Origin of the sequence: Streptomyces sp. NPDC058579 (assembly GCF_042718575.1) — a bacterium.
Classification (GTDB): domain Bacteria; phylum Actinomycetota; class Actinomycetes; order Streptomycetales; family Streptomycetaceae; genus Streptomyces.
Genome location: NZ_JBHXPI010000003.1, coordinates 171,299 through 185,455 on the forward strand (window position 1 = coordinate 171,299; position 14,157 = coordinate 185,455).

Below are 14,157 nucleotides of genomic sequence, written 5' to 3' on the forward strand. Positions count from 1 at the left end.
CACCTCCGTGGGGGAGGGTGCCCCTTCGTCTTTTCCACCTGTGCCGTTGTTACGCGGCGGCCGCGTCCGCCGCCTGCGCCTTCAGGGCGCGCTCGACGCCCGCCCGGCACTCCGTCACCAGGCGCTTCAGCGCCGGAGCCGGGTTGTTCGCCGCGATCCACGCGTCCGTCGCGTCCAGGGTCTCCTGGGAGACCTGGAGCGTCGGGTAGAGCCCGACCACGATCTGCTGGATCATCTCGTGGCTGCGGGTCTCCGAGACGCCCTTGATGGCGGCGAAGTACTTCGCCGTGTACGGGGCGAGCAGCTCACGCTGGTCGGTCTGGACGAAGCCGCCGATCACCGCCTCCTGCACGGCGTTCGCCAGCTTGTCGGACTCCACGACCGACGCCCACGCCTCGGCCTTGGCGGCCTCCGTCGGACGCGCCGACCGCGCGGTCGCCGCGTGCCGTTCGCCCGCCGCGGTCTTGTCCCGCGCCAGCTCGGCCGCGATCTCCGGCTCGTCGAAGCGGCCGGTCGCCGCGAGCCGGTGCACGAACGCCCAGCGCAGCTCGGTGTCCACGGCCAGGCCCTCGATGACCACGCTGCCGTCGAGCAGCCCGGCGAGGACGTCCAGGTCCGCGTCCGTCCGCGCGGTCGCGGCGAACGCCCGCGCCCACGCCAGCTGGTGGTCGCTCGCCGGCTTCGCCGCCCGCAGCTGCTCCTGCGCCGCCGCCGTCCAGCGCGCCAGACCCGTCGCCCGCCACTGAGGCGCCGCGTACAGGTCGAGGGCGGCCTTCACCTGGCCCTGCAGCGACTGCACCACACCGATGTCGCTCTCCTTGGTGATGCCGGAGAGGACCAGGTCCAGGTAGTCGCGGGTGGCCAGCTCGCCGTCGCGGGTCATGTCCCAGGCCGAGGCCCAGCACAGCGCGCGCGGCAGCGACTCGGCGAAGTCGCCGAGATGCGCGGTCACGTTCTTCAGGGACACCTCGTCGAGGCGGACCTTGGCGTACGACAGGTCGTCGTCGTTGAGCAGCACGACCGCCGGACGGGGCTTGCCCGCCAGCTGCGGTACGGCGGTCAGCTCGGCCGCCTCGATGTCCAGCTCGAGCCGGTCGGAGCGGACCAGCTTGCCGGCCGCGTCCAGGTCGTAGAAGCCGATCGCGATCCGGTGCGGACGCAGCGTCGACACGCCCTTGGCGCCGGCGGGCAGCGCCGGGGCCTCCTGCTTGACCGCGAAGGAGGTGATCACACCGTTCTCGTCGGTCTCGATCTCCGGGCGCAGGATGTTGATGCCGGCCGTCTCCAGCCACAGCTTCGACCAGGCCTTCAGGTCACGGCCCGAGGTCTCCTCGAGAGCGCCGAGCAGGTCGGGCAGGCGCGTGTTGCCGAAGGCGTGCGCCTTGAAGTACGCCTGGACGCCCTTGAAGAACTCGTCCTGGCCGACGTACGCCACCAGCTGCTTGAGCACCGAGGCGCCCTTGGCGTAGGTGATGCCGTCGAAGTTGACCAGCACGTCCTCGAGATCGTTGATCTCGGCCATGATCGGGTGCGTGGACGGCAGCTGGTCCTGCCGGTACGCCCAGGTCTTCTCCGCGTTGGCGAAGGTGGTCCAGGCGTTCGGCCAGCGGGTGCCCTCCACGGAGGCCTGGCAGGCGACCGAGGTGAAGGTCGCGAACGACTCGTTCAGCCACAGGTCGTTCCACCACTCCATGGTGACCAGGTCGCCGAACCACATGTGCGCGAGCTCGTGCAGGATCGTCTCGGCCCGGCGCTCGTACGCCGCGTCCGTCACCTTCGAGCGGAAGACGTACTGGTCGCGGATGGTCACCGCGCCCGCGTTCTCCATCGCGCCCGCGTTGAACTCCGGCACGAAGAGCTGGTCGTACTTGGCGAAGGGGTAGTCGTACGCGAACTTCTCCTGGAACCAGTCGAAGCCCTGGCGCGTGACGTCGAAGATGTGGTCCGAGTCGAGGAACTCGGCCAGCGACGGACGGCAGTAGATGCCGAGCGGGACGGTCTGCCCGTCCTTCTCGTACGTGGAGTGCACCGAGTGGTACGGGCCGACGATGAGCGCCGTGATGTACGTCGAGATGCGCGGGGTGGGCTCGAAGTGCCATACAGTCGAATCGGGGCCCTTGGGCTCCGGAGTCGGCGAGTTGGAGATCACCGTCCAGCCGCTCGGCGCCTTCACGGTGAACTGGAAGGTCGCCTTCAGGTCCGGCTGCTCGAAGGAGGCGAAGACGCGACGGGCGTCCGGCACCTCGAACTGGGTGTAGAGGTACGCCTGGTCGTCGACCGGGTCGACGAAGCGGTGCAGGCCCTCACCGGTGTTCGTGTACGCGCAGTCCGCGACGACCTTCAGCTCGTTCGGGCCCTGCTGCAGATGGGCCAGCGCGATCCGCGAGTCGCGGAAGACGGCGGCGACGTCGAGCGCGTGGCCGTTGAGGACGACCTCGTGCACGGCGGGGGCGACGAGATCGATGAAGGTCTCGGCGTGGGCCTCGGCGGAATCGAAGCGGACGGTGGTGACGGACCGGTAGGTGCCGCCCTCCTGCGCACCGGAGAGGTCGAGGTCGACCTCGTACGCGTCCACGGTCAGCAGCTTCGCCCGCTGCTGCGCCTCTTCACGGGTCAGGTTTGTGCCAGGCACCCGGTCATCTCCTAGGTTTCGTGACGTTTGGGCCATCCTTCCACGCCGTGGCTCACCGTCGCACGGCACATTTCCAAGGGCCGTCGCCGCTGATCCGCAGCAGCCCGGGGCCGGGCACGGGGACGCTGACGAGGACCTCGCCGACCTCGTCGACCAGCAGCTCCTGGTCCTCCGCGTCGTACTCGGGCTCCCGGGGCGGGGTGTGCCGGTGGACGGTGAAGTTGGCCTGGCCGCGGTGCAGGAAGTCGAGGACCGCGGGCGGTCCCTCGTAGACGACGAGGTCGTGGGCGTGGCCCTCGATGTGGCTGTCGAAGCGGCGCGCGTGGCTGAGGGGGAGGACCCGCAGCGTCCACGGGGTGTCCGCGTCGACCCGCAGCGTCAGCGGCCGGTCAGGCGGGACGACGGCGACGGTACGGGCGCGGACCTCGTCCTCGTACGCCATGAGCAGGAAGCCCTCGGCGCGGCCGCGGGAGTCGCAGGACTCGATGGTGGTGGAGATCGAGTGGTTCGACTCGATCTCCAGGAGCACCCAGCCCGGCGGGAGCGCGGGATCGCAGCGCACGGTCTCCTTCCCCCGGCCCTGGTGGGTCGAGGGCCGGAAGGAGGAGAAGAGGGGGTCGCCGAAGGGGGCGGCGGGGGCGACGGCTGCGGCGTACGCCGGGACCGGGGCCGGGGAGCCGTACGCGGGGGCCGGGACGAGCGGGGCAGGGGAGCCGTACACCGTGCCTTGTACGGGGCTGCCGTATGCCGGTCCCGGCCCCGGAACCGGCGGGACGTAGCCCGGGCCCGGGATCGGGGCCGGGGGTGGTTCGACAACGATGCCAAAGTCCGTCGCGAGCCCGGCGAGACCGGCGGCGTACCCCTGACCCACCGCGCGGAACAGCCAGCCGCCCTCCCACCGGAGGAACTCGCCGAAGACGAACGCCGTCTCGCCCGCCGCCTCCCCGAGCGCGAAGTACGCCAGGGGCGCGCCGGAGAGGTCCGTGACCCGGACGTCCAGACCGGGCAGCTGCCCGAACGTCCCGCCGTCGGTGGAGGCGGCGATCACGATCCGGCCGATCGCGGGCTCCACGCGCGCGAGGTCCAGCCACAGCCAGTCCGCCGCGGCGCCGCCGGGCGCGCACGGCGCCGACTTCCCCAGGTGCCGTACCGTGCCGGAGGGGTGCTCGACGTGGTTGTAGAAGACGAGGTCCCCGTCCCCGCGCACCCGCCCGCTGCCGTCGAGCAGCAGCGCGGAGACGTCCACGTCGGGCCCGCCGGCGACGGCCCGCCAGGCGACGGCGACCTGGAGCGCCTGGGCGGGCACCGGGAGGTGGGCGCCCTTCGGTAACTGGGTCATGCTCGGATCCTGTCACCCACCGGCCCGGCTTCGAACGCGTTGTCCGAATTCTGCCGGGCCGTGACCGACCGGCCGGGCCACGGGGGCCACGGGACGCCGAAGGGGCGGCCGCCCTCCCGGACGGCCGCCCCTCGGGTACGGATCGGCGTCAGCCCTTCAGCTCCGCCGCGACCAGCTCCGCGATCTGCACCGCGTTCAGCGCGGCGCCCTTGCGCAGGTTGTCGTTGGACAGGAAGAGCGCCAGACCGTTGTCGACGGTCTCGTCCACGCGGATGCGGCCCACGTACGAGGCGTCCTTGCCGGCCGCCTGGAGCGGGGTCGGGATCTCGGAGAGCTCGACGCCCTCGGCGTCCTTGAGCAGCTCGTACGCGCGCTCGACGCTGATCGGACGCTCGAAGCGGACGTTGACCTGGAGCGAGTGGCCGGAGAAGACCGGGACGCGCACGCAGGTGCCGGAGACCTTCAGCTCGGGGATCTCCAGGATCTTGCGGGACTCGTTGCGGAGCTTCTGCTCCTCGTCGGTCTCGAAGCTGCCGTCGTCGACGATCGAGCCGGCCAGCGGGACGACGTTGAAGGCGATCGGGCGCTTGTAGACGGCCGGCTCGGGGAACTCCACGGCCTCGCCGTCGAACGCCAGCTGGTCGGCGTTCTCGGCCACGGCGCACGCCTGGGTGCGCAGCTCCGCGACGCCCGCGACACCGGAGCCGGAGACGGCCTGGTAGGTCGTGGCGATCAGCGCGGTCAGGCCGGCCTCCTGGTGGAGCGGCTTGAGGACCGGCATCGCGGCCATCGTGGTGCAGTTCGGGTTGGCGATGATGCCCTTGGGGCGGTCCTTGATCGCGTGCGGGTTGACCTCGGAGACCACCAGGGGGACCTCGGGGTCGCGGCGCCACGCGGAGGAGTTGTCGATCACGACCGCGCCCTGGGAGGCGACCTTCTCGGCGAGGGCCTTGGAGGTCGCGCCGCCGGCGGAGAACAGGACGATGTCCAGGCCCGTGTAGTCGGCGGTGGAGGCGTCCTCGACCGTGACCCCGTCGAGGACGGTGCCGGCGGAGCGGGCGGAGGCGAAGAGCCGCAGCTCGTCGATTGGGAACTTCCGCTCGGCCAGGATCTTGCGCATGACTGTGCCGACCTGACCGGTGGCTCCGACGATTCCGACCTTCACGGGGACTCCTCCGTACGTTTGTGCAGGCTGCTGCCGTCCATGATGCGTATGTCCCGGCCCGCCTTGTCCAATCCATTGTCCGAGGATCGGGACGGATCCGGGAACGTACGCGGAGACGGAGAAGGGGCGGGCACCGGTTCCGGCGCCCGCCCCTCACGCGTATGTCACGCGTACCGCGGTGTTACGGGGTGACCTTGCCGATCACGACGCTGCCGGCGCCCGCGACCGTGCCGCGCGCGTTCACCAGCTGGACCTCGCCGAAGAACTGCCGGCCCTCGGGCGCGGCACCGGCGACGACCACCTCGGCACCGACCTTGGCGCTCGCGCCGTTGGCCAGCGGGTAGCTCTTGGCGGCGTCGACCTGCACGCTGCCGAGCGCTGCCGAGTAGTACACGTCCTTGTAGTCGAAGGTCGTGCCGCCCTCGGCCTGCACCGAGTAGCCGTCGATCACGATCGTGTAGGTGCCGGCGGCCGGCTTGACGAGCGAGACGGCCTCCTCCGAGTCGCCGTCCGCGGCCTGGCCCACCTGGACACCGTCGCGCAGGACCGTCAGGTCCAGGTCGGCGGCCTTGTCCGAGGTGTTGCCGATCGCCACGTCGAGCCGGTCGACACCTTCACCGATGGTGACGGTCTTGATCTGCTGCTCGTGGTGCTTGATCGTCGGCGTCTCGGCCTTGAGCGAGCCCAGCGGGCCGCCCTTCAGCTTGCCCTCGATGCCGGCGAACTTGTTGGTGACCGTCCACTCGACGGCGGCCGGCGTGCCGACCTTCGCCTCGGCGACGGTCTGCGTGGCCGGGTCGAACTCGGCGCCGAGCACCGAGACGTCCAGCTTGTACGGGTTGTCCAGGTCGGGCGAGGTGCGGCGCGCCTCGACCTCGATCTCCCAGACGCCCGGCGTCGGGTTGGCGTACGAACGCAGGTCCGCGCGGCAGCCGTTGCCCGGGTTGTAGTGCGGGTAGCACACGTTGGACGCGGTCGACTCGAAGGCCACACCGTACGGGTGGATCGAGATGAACCGGGTCTGGCTCTTCTCCTTCAGACCGCCGAGGGCGACCTCAAGGGTCTTGGCGCCCTCCGGAACGGTCACGAAGTACGACTTGTGAGCGTTGCGCTGGACCGAGCCGGTCCCGGAGAAGCCGAAGCCGGGCGCGGCCAGGTCGGACGCGACGACCGAGGTGGCGAGGATCTGCTTGTCGACGCCCTCGGTGCGGTCGTCGTCGGCCTCCAGGATCACGCTGTGCACACCGGCGGAGGTGGGCTTCGCCTGGATCTTGACGGTCACCGGCTGGTTCAGCGGCAGGTCGATCTCGTCGTCGCCGAGGATCCGGAAGGTGCCGTCGTTGTACTTCAGGTCCAGCTCGTGCTCGATCGGCCGGTTCGGGCCGTTCGTGCGCGTGATGGTGACGTCGTAGACCTTCTTCTGGCCGACCTTGAGGCCGCCCTCACGGTCGTACACACCGGTGCCGGTGTGCGGGGCCGGGAAGATCGCGGTGTCGACCGGGGCCTGGACCTTGTAGTCGTGGGCGGTCGCGCCGTCCTTGATCGACTCCCAGGCCTCGTTGATGTCGATGAGGCCCGAGCCCTGCTCGTGCGCCGCGACACCGGGGATCCGCTGGGCGGTCGAGGTGAGCGCGGTGCGCAGGGTCAGCGGGTCGACCTCGATCCGCTTCTGCTTCGCGGCCGAGAGCAGCAGCGCGCTCGCGCCCGCGACCTGCGGGGAGGACATCGAGGTGCCGTTGAGCATCCCGTAACCGGCCGGCAGCGGGTAGCCGGACTCCGGAACGCCGGAGCCCGCCTGCCAGGTCGGGATGGTGTTCACGGACGAACCCGGACCGGTGATGGTCGGGGTGAAGCCGCCGTCCTCACGCGGACCGCGCGAGGAGAAGGGGAACATCGCGTACGACTTGGAGACGGCCGAGCCGTAGTTGGCGGCCCAGGTCGACTTGGAGATCGCCGCGCCGACCGAGACGACCTTGTCGGCCAGGCCGGGGTCGCCGATCGTGTTGATGCCCGGGCCGCTGTTGCCGGCCGAGATGATCAGCTGCACGCCGTACTGGTCGATCAGCCGGGTGTAGAGACGGGCGCGGACGTTGTCGCCGTCGTTCTGCGCTGGCAGGCCGCCGATCGACATGTTGACGATGTCGACGCCGCGGTTGACGACGAGGTCCGTCATGCCCTCGGTGAGGGCGGTGTTGGTGCAGCCGCCGGTCCAGGTGCACGCGCGCGAGGAGACGATCTTCGCGCCGGGCGCCGCGCCGTTCATCTTGCCGCCGAAGAGGCTGTTGGCGGCGGTGATGCCGGCGACGTGCGTGCCGTGGGAGGACTCGACGACGCCGATGTTGACGAAGTCGGCCTTCTTGCCGACCCAGGTCCCGCCGAGCGGGTCCATCGCGACGTCCTTGCGGATCTCGACGACGAACGGCGTCTTCTCGACGACCTCGGTGGCCGGGTTGTCGGTGCCGAAGTAGCCGACCTGGTTCCCGTCCTTGTACGGCTTCATCGGCGCGTTGTCCGTGAAGTCGTTGTTCTGGTCGGTGTCCACGCGGACGGTGCCGGTGGCCGGGTCGTACAGCAGGCCGAAGAGGTCGGCCGTGTCGCCGTCGCGGTTGATGTCACCGGCCGGGTCGCCGCCCGCGGTGACCGCCTCGTTGAAGCGGCTGAACTGGTAGGAGCCCGCGGGCGCCTTCCAGGACTGCGAGGAGGCGGTGAAGACCGGGCCAGCGACCGGGGTGATCTGGGCACGCCAGGTGCCGTCGCCCTCGGTCAGCGGGTCGGTGGCGGTGACCCAGTCGACGATCTTGCGCTCGCCGGTGGTGGTCTTCTGCAGCGCCGGGTGGTTGAGGTCCACACCGGAGTCGAGGATGCCGATGGTGACACCCCGGCCGTCGGCCTTGGGGTGGTCCTCGACGAAGTCGACGGCGCCCGTCTCGTGCGACGGGTTGTACGGGTTCTTCGCCGGCGTCTTCTTGCCCGGCGCCGGGTACGTCTTGGCGACCGTGGTGCCCTCGACGGCGCCGGCGGTGCCGGCGTCGGGGGTCGGGTCGTCCAGCGGGATCTCGGCCTGGAGGTCGATCGCCTGGACCGTGGAGAGCTTGGTGGCCGCCTTGATGGCGGCCTCGGCCTTGGCGGTCGGGATCGTGGCGCGGACGTAGCCGAGCTTGTCGTCCTGCCGGCCGACCGAGGCGCCCTGGACGGCGTCGAGCTGGCCCGCGACCTGCTCGGTGGAGCCGGGGGCGGTCGCCACGAGGATCGTGACGTTCTTCTCGCCGGTCGCCTCGGCCTCGCTGAGGCGCTGGGCGTCGGTCGGGCCCAGCTTGTCGCCGGATCCGGCGGACTTGACCGGGGGAGTGGTGGCCGGCGCGTCGACGGCCAGGACCGGCGCGGCGCCGGCCGCGATGAGCGCGGTGACGAGTCCCGCGGCGGCGGCGATCCGGGCTGCGCGTCTGTGCCCGGAGGTCGAGCGCCCGGATATGGAGCTCTGAGTTTCGGGGGTGGTCATTTACATCCCTGTTTGTGAAAGAAGAGGGTCCGGATTCCGGTACCGGATGACCGCTCAGCCTTTCGCAAGTGACAGGGGTTTGTGGAGAGTTGGAAACGGCGGGATGTGGTCATGGCGCACATCCGCCACCGGGCGCGATCCGCCACAGAGGACGTATCACCGTCAAACAGGACGAGCCGACTCCCGCTTACCGCCGGTTAGTTCTCCTTTGTACGGGCGTAGTGGCGGGAGGCCTTGGCCCGGTTGCCGCAGATCGCCATCGAGCACCAGCGCCGGGTGCCGTTCCGCGAGGTGTCGAAGAAGTGCAGGATGCACGCCTCGTGGGCGCAGGACCGGATGCGGTCGGGCGCGGTGCGGAGAAGGGTGAGGTAGTCGCGGGCGGCGGTCCACCCCGGGCCCCACGCGTGGTCCGCGAACTCCGGCAGCTCGCCCGGCCCCTCGGCCGTGAGCGTGGCGCGGATGCGGCCGTGCCCGAGGACGGCGTCGATGCGGGCGACGGCGTCGGGGTCGCCGGGCCGGTCGACCAGGCCGGAAAGGGCCTCGCGGGCGGTGAGCGTGTGGCGGAGGGTGGTCGCGTCGGCGGTGAAGCGCGCGTCGAGCCCGTTGGCACCGAGCCAGACGGCGAGGCCGTCGGTGTCGGTGAGCAGGTCCTGGCGTACGCCGTCCATCATCCAGCGGGTGTTGAGCAGATCGAGCGAGACGGGCTCGCCGACCAGGGGCCGCGGATCGGAAACGGTCATGACGGGCACCCTCCTCGCTGAACTAACCCCTCAAGATTACGTGACCGGTTGCACGACCGCGCCCTAACCTCTAAAGTAATCATCAATGGTTAGCTCGTCCGATGAGAGGGGAATCGCCGTGGCGGCGATCGGAACGCTGAAGACCAACCACGTGGGGCTCAACGTCACGGACCTGGAGCGTTCGCTCGGGTTCTACGGGGACGTACTGGGCTTCGAGGTCCTCGGCGAGGGCAAGGAGGAGGGCCGCCGGTACGCGTTCCTGGGCCAGGCCGGACAGCTCGTCCTCACGCTCTGGCAGCAGGCGGAGGGGGCGTACGACTCCGGCCGCGCGGGCCTGCACCACCTCGCCTGGGAGGCCGAGTCGATCGAGGCGGTCAAGGCGGCGGAGGAGGCCCTGAAGGCGCGCGGCACGGACTTCGCGTACGAGGGCGTGGTCCCCCACTCCGAGGGCGGCGCCTCGGGCGGCATCTTCTTCCACGACCCGGACGGCACCCGCCTCGAAATCTTCGCCCCCACGGGCGGCGAGGACACACATGCCCCGACGGAGGGCGCCCCGACCTGCGGCTTCTTCTAGACGGCTTCGTAGACGACGGCCCCGCGCACGAAAGGCTCATGCCATGGACGCCTACAACGCAGGCTCCCGCGCGATCCAGGAACGCGTCGGCGTCGCCGACATCGCCGCCCACGTAGGCCGCTCCATCACCAACGGCATCCGCCCCATCGCCGCCGCGTTCCTAGAGCTCCAGCCCATGCTGGTGCTCGCCGCGGCCGACGGCGACGGCCAGGTCTGGAGCTCGCTCCTGACCGGCACCCCCGGCTTCGCCCGGGCGACCGGCCCGCACACGATCTCCGTGGCGGCCCCGCCGCCCGGCCCGGGCCCCGACCCCGTCGGGACGATCGCCCTCGACCCCCGCACCCGCCGCCGCATGCGCCTCAACGGCATCGCCCGCCCCAGCGCCCGCGGCTTCACCGTCGAGGCGGAGCAGGTCTTCTCCAACTGCCCGAAGTACATCCAGAAGCGCGAGCTGTACGCGCCCGACCTCACCACCCCGCCCGGCGCCCCGCGCCACGGCACCGCGCTCACCGAGGCCCAGGCGGACTTCGTCCGGGCCGCCGACACCTTCTTCATCGCGACCACCGCCCCCGACGGCATGGACGCGAGCCACCGCGGCGGCTTCCCCGGCTTCGTGACGGTCGAGTCGCCCACCGAACTGAGCTGGCGGGACTACCCCGGCAACGCGATGTTCCTGACCCTCGGCAACCTGGAGGCCGACAGCCGCGCGGGCCTGCTCTTCCTCGACTGGCGGACCGGCACCACGCTCCAGCTGTCCGGCACGGCACACACCGCGTACGGCCAGGACGGCGACCGCACCACTCGCCTCCTGATCGAACGGATCGTGGAGTCCCCGTCCGCGAGCCCCCTGCGCTGGTCGGACCCCGACTTCTCACCCGCCAACCCGCCCCTGGACCCCGCATGACGACAGCCACCCCGCCCGCCACTCCACCCGCCCGACCGCACCCCAGGACCGTGGCCCTCGCGACCACCGTGAGCGTCACCGCGCTGCTCGCGCTGGTCGCCGTGGGCACCGCCCTCCATCAGCCGCTCCTGATCCCGCCCCTGGCGGCCAGCATGGCGCTGGTGGCGGGCGCGCCCGACCTGCCGCTGGCCCAGCCCCGCTCGGTCGTCGGCGGCCAGCTCCTCTCCGCGCTCACCGGCTTCGCAGTCCTCCTGTTCACAGGGCCGTCCCTCTGGGGCGCCGCACTCGCCGGCGGCCTCGCGCTCGGCGTCATGATGGCGGCCCGCACCCCGCACTCGCCCGCCGCCGCCACGGCCGTGATCGTCACCCTCCAGAATCCGCCGTTCTGGACCTTCCTCGCACTGCTCGCCCTCGCCAGCGTGCTGCTCGTCGCCGTCGGCCTCGCGGGCGCCCGCGCGACGGGGCGGACGTACCCCACGTACTGGTTCTAACCTCACTCCATGAAACAGGAGTTGAGGGTGGCGGCCTACGCCGTGTGTGTCCGTGACGACGAGGTGCTCCTCGCCCGCTGGGTGGACCGCGCCGGCGCCAAGCGGTGGACGCTGCCCGGTGGCGGGATGGACCACGGCGAGGAGCCGGTGGAGACCGTCGTACGCGAGGTGGAGGAGGAGACCGGCTATCTGACCGAGCCGGTCGCCCTGCTCGGCATCGACTCCATCCGGCGCGGCTGGCTGCGCAGGCTCGGCGGCCCCGGCGACTTCCAGGGCCTGCGGATCATCTACGAGTCCCGGGTCACCGGCGGCTCCCTGCGCAACGAGACCGGCGGCTCCACCGACCTCGCCGCCTGGCACCCCCTCGCCTCCGTCCCCGACCTCGACCGCGTCGAACTCGTCGACATCGGGCTGCAGTTGTGGCGCGAACGCCCGCCCGTCGGCCGCTCCCGCCTCGCCGATCCGGCGAACGGCTGAATATCGCTCAACCGGACCAGACCCGCTCAACCTTCCGCCCCGCCTCCGGAGTCCCCTCCCGCGACCGCAGTACACCGGCAGTACGCACGTACATGAACAGGGGACCCGCATGACAACCGCACGCCTCGCCCGCACCCTCCTCGCCGCGACGGCCGCCACCGCCGCGGCCGCGCTCACCGCCGGTGCGCTCGCCGCGCCCGCCGTCGCAGCCACCGCGCCGAAGAAGCCCGACCACACCGCCACCCAGCGGGCCCTCGACGCGGCGGTCGCCGAAGGGGTGCCCGGGGCCGTGGCCCAGGCTCGGTCCGGCCGCACCGGCTGGACCGGGACGGCGGGCGAGCGCGGCGGCCAGGACCGTTACCGGGTCGGCTCGATCACCAAGACCTTCGTGGCCACCGTCCTCCTCCAGCTCCAGGCCGAGGGCCGGCTCGACCTCGACGACCCGGTCGAGAAGTGGCTGCCGGGCGTGGTCCGCGGCAACGGTCACGACGGCCGGAAGGTCACCGTGCGCCAGCTCCTCAACCACACCAGCGGCATCTACAGCGTCACCTCCGACCCCGGCTTCCAGCAGAAGGTCTTCAGCGAGGAGTTCCTGAAGAACCGCTACGACACCTGGACCCCGGAGCAGCTCGTCGCCGTCGCCATGGCCCACGAGCCGGACTTCGCGCCCGGCACCGCCTGGAACTACTCCAACACCAACTACGTCCTGGCGGGCATGGTGATCGAGAAGGCGACCGGTCGCCCGTACGGCAAGGAGGTCGAGCGGCGGATCGTCAAGCCGCTGAAGCTGCGGGCGACCAGCGTCCCCGGGACGAAGACGACGGTGTCGCAGCCGAGTTCACGGGCGTACTCGAAGCTCTCGATCGACCCGAACGCGACGACGGTCCACGACGTCACCGAGCTGAACCCGTCCCTCGCGTACGCGGCGGGCGAGATGATCTCCGACTCCAACGATCTGCAGACGTTCTACCGGGCCCTGCTCAAGGGGAAGTTGCTTCCGAGGGCCGAGATGCGCGAGATGACGCGGGCCGTGCCCATGAGCGCCGAGGCCCCGGAGTTCCACTACGGCCTCGGGCTGATGCGGCAGAAGCTGAGCTGCGGCAAGGAGGTCTGGGGCCACGGCGGGGGCATCCACGGCTCCTCCTCGGAGGCGGTCGCCACCCGGGACGGCGGGCACTCGCTGGCCATGAACTTCAACGCGGACTGGGCGGGCGACAGCCAGACCGTCATCGAGGCCGAGTTCTGCGGTACCGCTCCGAAGAGCTGACCCTCACCGGGGCAGGACGACGACGTACGCGGCGGGCTGCCGGTCCGACGCGGCCATCAGGGCCGTACGGACCACGGTGGCCTGCTGGTCCATCGCCTCGCGCAGCTTGCGCGGGGTGATGTGGACGACCGTGATGCCGAGCCGCTCCAGGTGCTCGCGTTTGCGGGTGTACTCCGACCAGAGCGCGTCGTCGTCCTGCCGGGGCGCCCGGGTGTCCAGCTCCACGGCCACGGCCTGGTCGGGCCAGTAGGCGTCCAGGCCGCCGAGGTGCGGGCCGCCGGGCAGTCGCAGGTCCACGTTCCACATGGGGTCCGGGAGCCCGAACTCCCGGACCATCTCGTACAGTCGCTCCTCCGCGATGCCGCGGCCCTCCGCGAGCAGCGAGTCGACGGCGTCCACCACGTGCGGCCGGTTGAGCAGCCGGGCGCGGTTCAACTCCCGTACCACCGTGCCGGGTTCGCAGTGCCCGCCGCGTACGGCCTCGGTGAGCAGCGCGCGCACGGTGGCCGCGTCGGCCAGCGCGGACACCGCGTCGGCGAGCGCCCGGGCGACCGGCGCGACGGGAACCCCGGAGAGGTACAGCGGCTCGGGCATGTCCTGCGCGCGCACGACCCGGACCGAGTTGGTGGAGCGCAGCCGGCGGGTGCGGGGGACCAGGACGTCGATCCGGTCCAGGGCGAGCAGCGGGGGAGCGGAGGAGAACCGGTGCAGGGTGAGCGCGGCGAGCCCGGTGATCATCGCCTCGGCCTCCCGCGCGGCCGGCGCGCCACCGGGCCGGTGCGCGTGCAGCAGCGCGGCCCGCAGCCGGTCGGTGGTGAGGGGGAGGGGCCGGGGGGTGATGGGGGTGTTCTGGTTCATGCCGGGGGTCTTCCGCTCCCCGACCCCCCACTAACCGCTGTTACAAGCGCGTCGCCAAACCGGGACAACCTCGCCCTAAAGTACGCACGTTCGAGTGCCGAATAGGCCCTGTTCGTCGTGGGCGGCGCGCACCATGAGCGCCGCCCCCGACGGGCGCACGCCCATCGCGCCCGCGCCCCCCGCACACCCCGGCGCCCCCAGGGCCCGCGCC

11 protein-coding genes are annotated in these 14,157 nt (G+C 71.4%); 5 read left to right on the forward strand and 6 right to left on the reverse strand.

Features of this window, described 5'->3' with window-relative positions; translation table 11 throughout:
- Nucleotides 1-49 precede the first annotated feature (49 nt).
- The 5 genes from pepN to ACFWRO_RS06080 form a co-directional block, all read right to left on the reverse strand.
- Nucleotides 50-2,632: an aminopeptidase N gene (gene pepN / locus ACFWRO_RS06060; RefSeq protein ID WP_384504895.1), complete on the reverse strand. Its 2,583-nt coding sequence runs from the start codon at nucleotides 2,630-2,632 to the stop codon at nucleotides 50-52.
- A 52-nt stretch (nucleotides 2,633-2,684) separates the two neighbouring features.
- Nucleotides 2,685-3,971 carry a TerD family protein gene (locus tag ACFWRO_RS06065; protein WP_384504898.1) on the reverse strand — a complete coding sequence of 429 codons (1,287 nt, stop codon included), beginning with the start codon at nucleotides 3,969-3,971 and terminating at the stop codon, nucleotides 2,685-2,687.
- Nucleotides 3,972-4,119: 148 nt separating this feature from the next.
- Nucleotides 4,120-5,136 carry an aspartate-semialdehyde dehydrogenase gene (locus ACFWRO_RS06070; protein WP_384504901.1) on the reverse strand — a complete coding sequence of 339 codons (1,017 nt, stop codon included), beginning with the start codon at nucleotides 5,134-5,136 and terminating at the stop codon, nucleotides 4,120-4,122.
- A gap of 181 nt (nucleotides 5,137-5,317) precedes the next feature.
- Nucleotides 5,318-8,635 (reverse strand): S8 family serine peptidase, encoded by a 3,318-nt coding sequence (locus ACFWRO_RS06075; RefSeq protein ID WP_384504904.1) that lies wholly within the window; start codon nucleotides 8,633-8,635, stop codon nucleotides 5,318-5,320.
- Between the two features lie 197 nt (nucleotides 8,636-8,832).
- Nucleotides 8,833-9,375 (reverse strand): CGNR zinc finger domain-containing protein, encoded by a 543-nt coding sequence (locus ACFWRO_RS06080; protein WP_384504907.1) that lies wholly within the window; start codon nucleotides 9,373-9,375, stop codon nucleotides 8,833-8,835.
- 118 nt (nucleotides 9,376-9,493) lie between these two features.
- Here ACFWRO_RS06080 and ACFWRO_RS06085 point away from each other — a divergent pair, with 118 nt between their 5' ends.
- The 5 genes from ACFWRO_RS06085 (at nucleotide 9,494) to ACFWRO_RS06105 (ending at nucleotide 13,088) form a co-directional block, all read left to right on the forward strand.
- Nucleotides 9,494-9,949: a VOC family protein gene (locus tag ACFWRO_RS06085; RefSeq protein WP_384504909.1), complete on the forward strand. Its 456-nt coding sequence runs from the start codon at nucleotides 9,494-9,496 to the stop codon at nucleotides 9,947-9,949.
- A gap of 43 nt (nucleotides 9,950-9,992) precedes the next feature.
- Nucleotides 9,993-10,853: a pyridoxamine 5'-phosphate oxidase family protein gene (locus tag ACFWRO_RS06090; RefSeq protein WP_384504911.1), complete on the forward strand. Its 861-nt coding sequence runs from the start codon at nucleotides 9,993-9,995 to the stop codon at nucleotides 10,851-10,853.
- Nucleotides 10,850-11,344 carry an HPP family protein gene (locus ACFWRO_RS06095; RefSeq protein WP_384504914.1) on the forward strand — a complete coding sequence of 165 codons (495 nt, stop codon included), beginning with the start codon at nucleotides 10,850-10,852 and terminating at the stop codon, nucleotides 11,342-11,344. The genes ACFWRO_RS06090 and ACFWRO_RS06095 overlap by 4 nt, the downstream gene beginning before the upstream one ends.
- 9 nt (nucleotides 11,345-11,353) lie before the next feature.
- Nucleotides 11,354-11,821: an NUDIX hydrolase gene (locus tag ACFWRO_RS06100; RefSeq protein WP_384504917.1), complete on the forward strand. Its 468-nt coding sequence runs from the start codon at nucleotides 11,354-11,356 to the stop codon at nucleotides 11,819-11,821.
- Between the two features lie 109 nt (nucleotides 11,822-11,930).
- A complete protein-coding gene (locus ACFWRO_RS06105; RefSeq protein ID WP_384504920.1) occupies nucleotides 11,931-13,088 on the forward strand; it encodes a serine hydrolase domain-containing protein in 1,158 nt (385 codons plus the stop codon).
- Nucleotides 13,089-13,091: 3 nt separating this feature from the next.
- Here the strand turns inward: ACFWRO_RS06105 and ACFWRO_RS06110 are convergent, their stop codons facing one another.
- Entirely contained in the window at nucleotides 13,092-13,946 is an 855-nt protein-coding gene (locus ACFWRO_RS06110; RefSeq protein ID WP_384504922.1) for a hypothetical protein, read from the reverse strand.
- Nucleotides 13,947-14,157 lie beyond the last annotated feature (211 nt).

Coding starts and splice junctions, on each gene's coding strand:
- ACFWRO_RS06065 (WP_384504898.1), bottom strand. CDS start 3,971: ATGACCCAGTTACCGAAGGGCGCCCACCTCCCGGTGCCCGCCCAGGCG.
- ACFWRO_RS06090 (WP_384504911.1), top strand. CDS start 9,993: ATGGACGCCTACAACGCAGGCTCCCGCGCGATCCAGGAACGCGTCGGC.
- ACFWRO_RS06110 (WP_384504922.1), bottom strand. CDS start 13,946: ATGAACCAGAACACCCCCATCACCCCCCGGCCCCTCCCCCTCACCACC.
- ACFWRO_RS06075 (WP_384504904.1), bottom strand. CDS start 8,635: ATGACCACCCCCGAAACTCAGAGCTCCATATCCGGGCGCTCGACCTCC.
- ACFWRO_RS06080 (WP_384504907.1), bottom strand. CDS start 9,375: ATGACCGTTTCCGATCCGCGGCCCCTGGTCGGCGAGCCCGTCTCGCTC.
- ACFWRO_RS06105 (WP_384504920.1), top strand. CDS start 11,931: ATGACAACCGCACGCCTCGCCCGCACCCTCCTCGCCGCGACGGCCGCC.
- ACFWRO_RS06100 (WP_384504917.1), top strand. CDS start 11,354: ATGAAACAGGAGTTGAGGGTGGCGGCCTACGCCGTGTGTGTCCGTGAC.
- ACFWRO_RS06095 (WP_384504914.1), top strand. CDS start 10,850: ATGACGACAGCCACCCCGCCCGCCACTCCACCCGCCCGACCGCACCCC.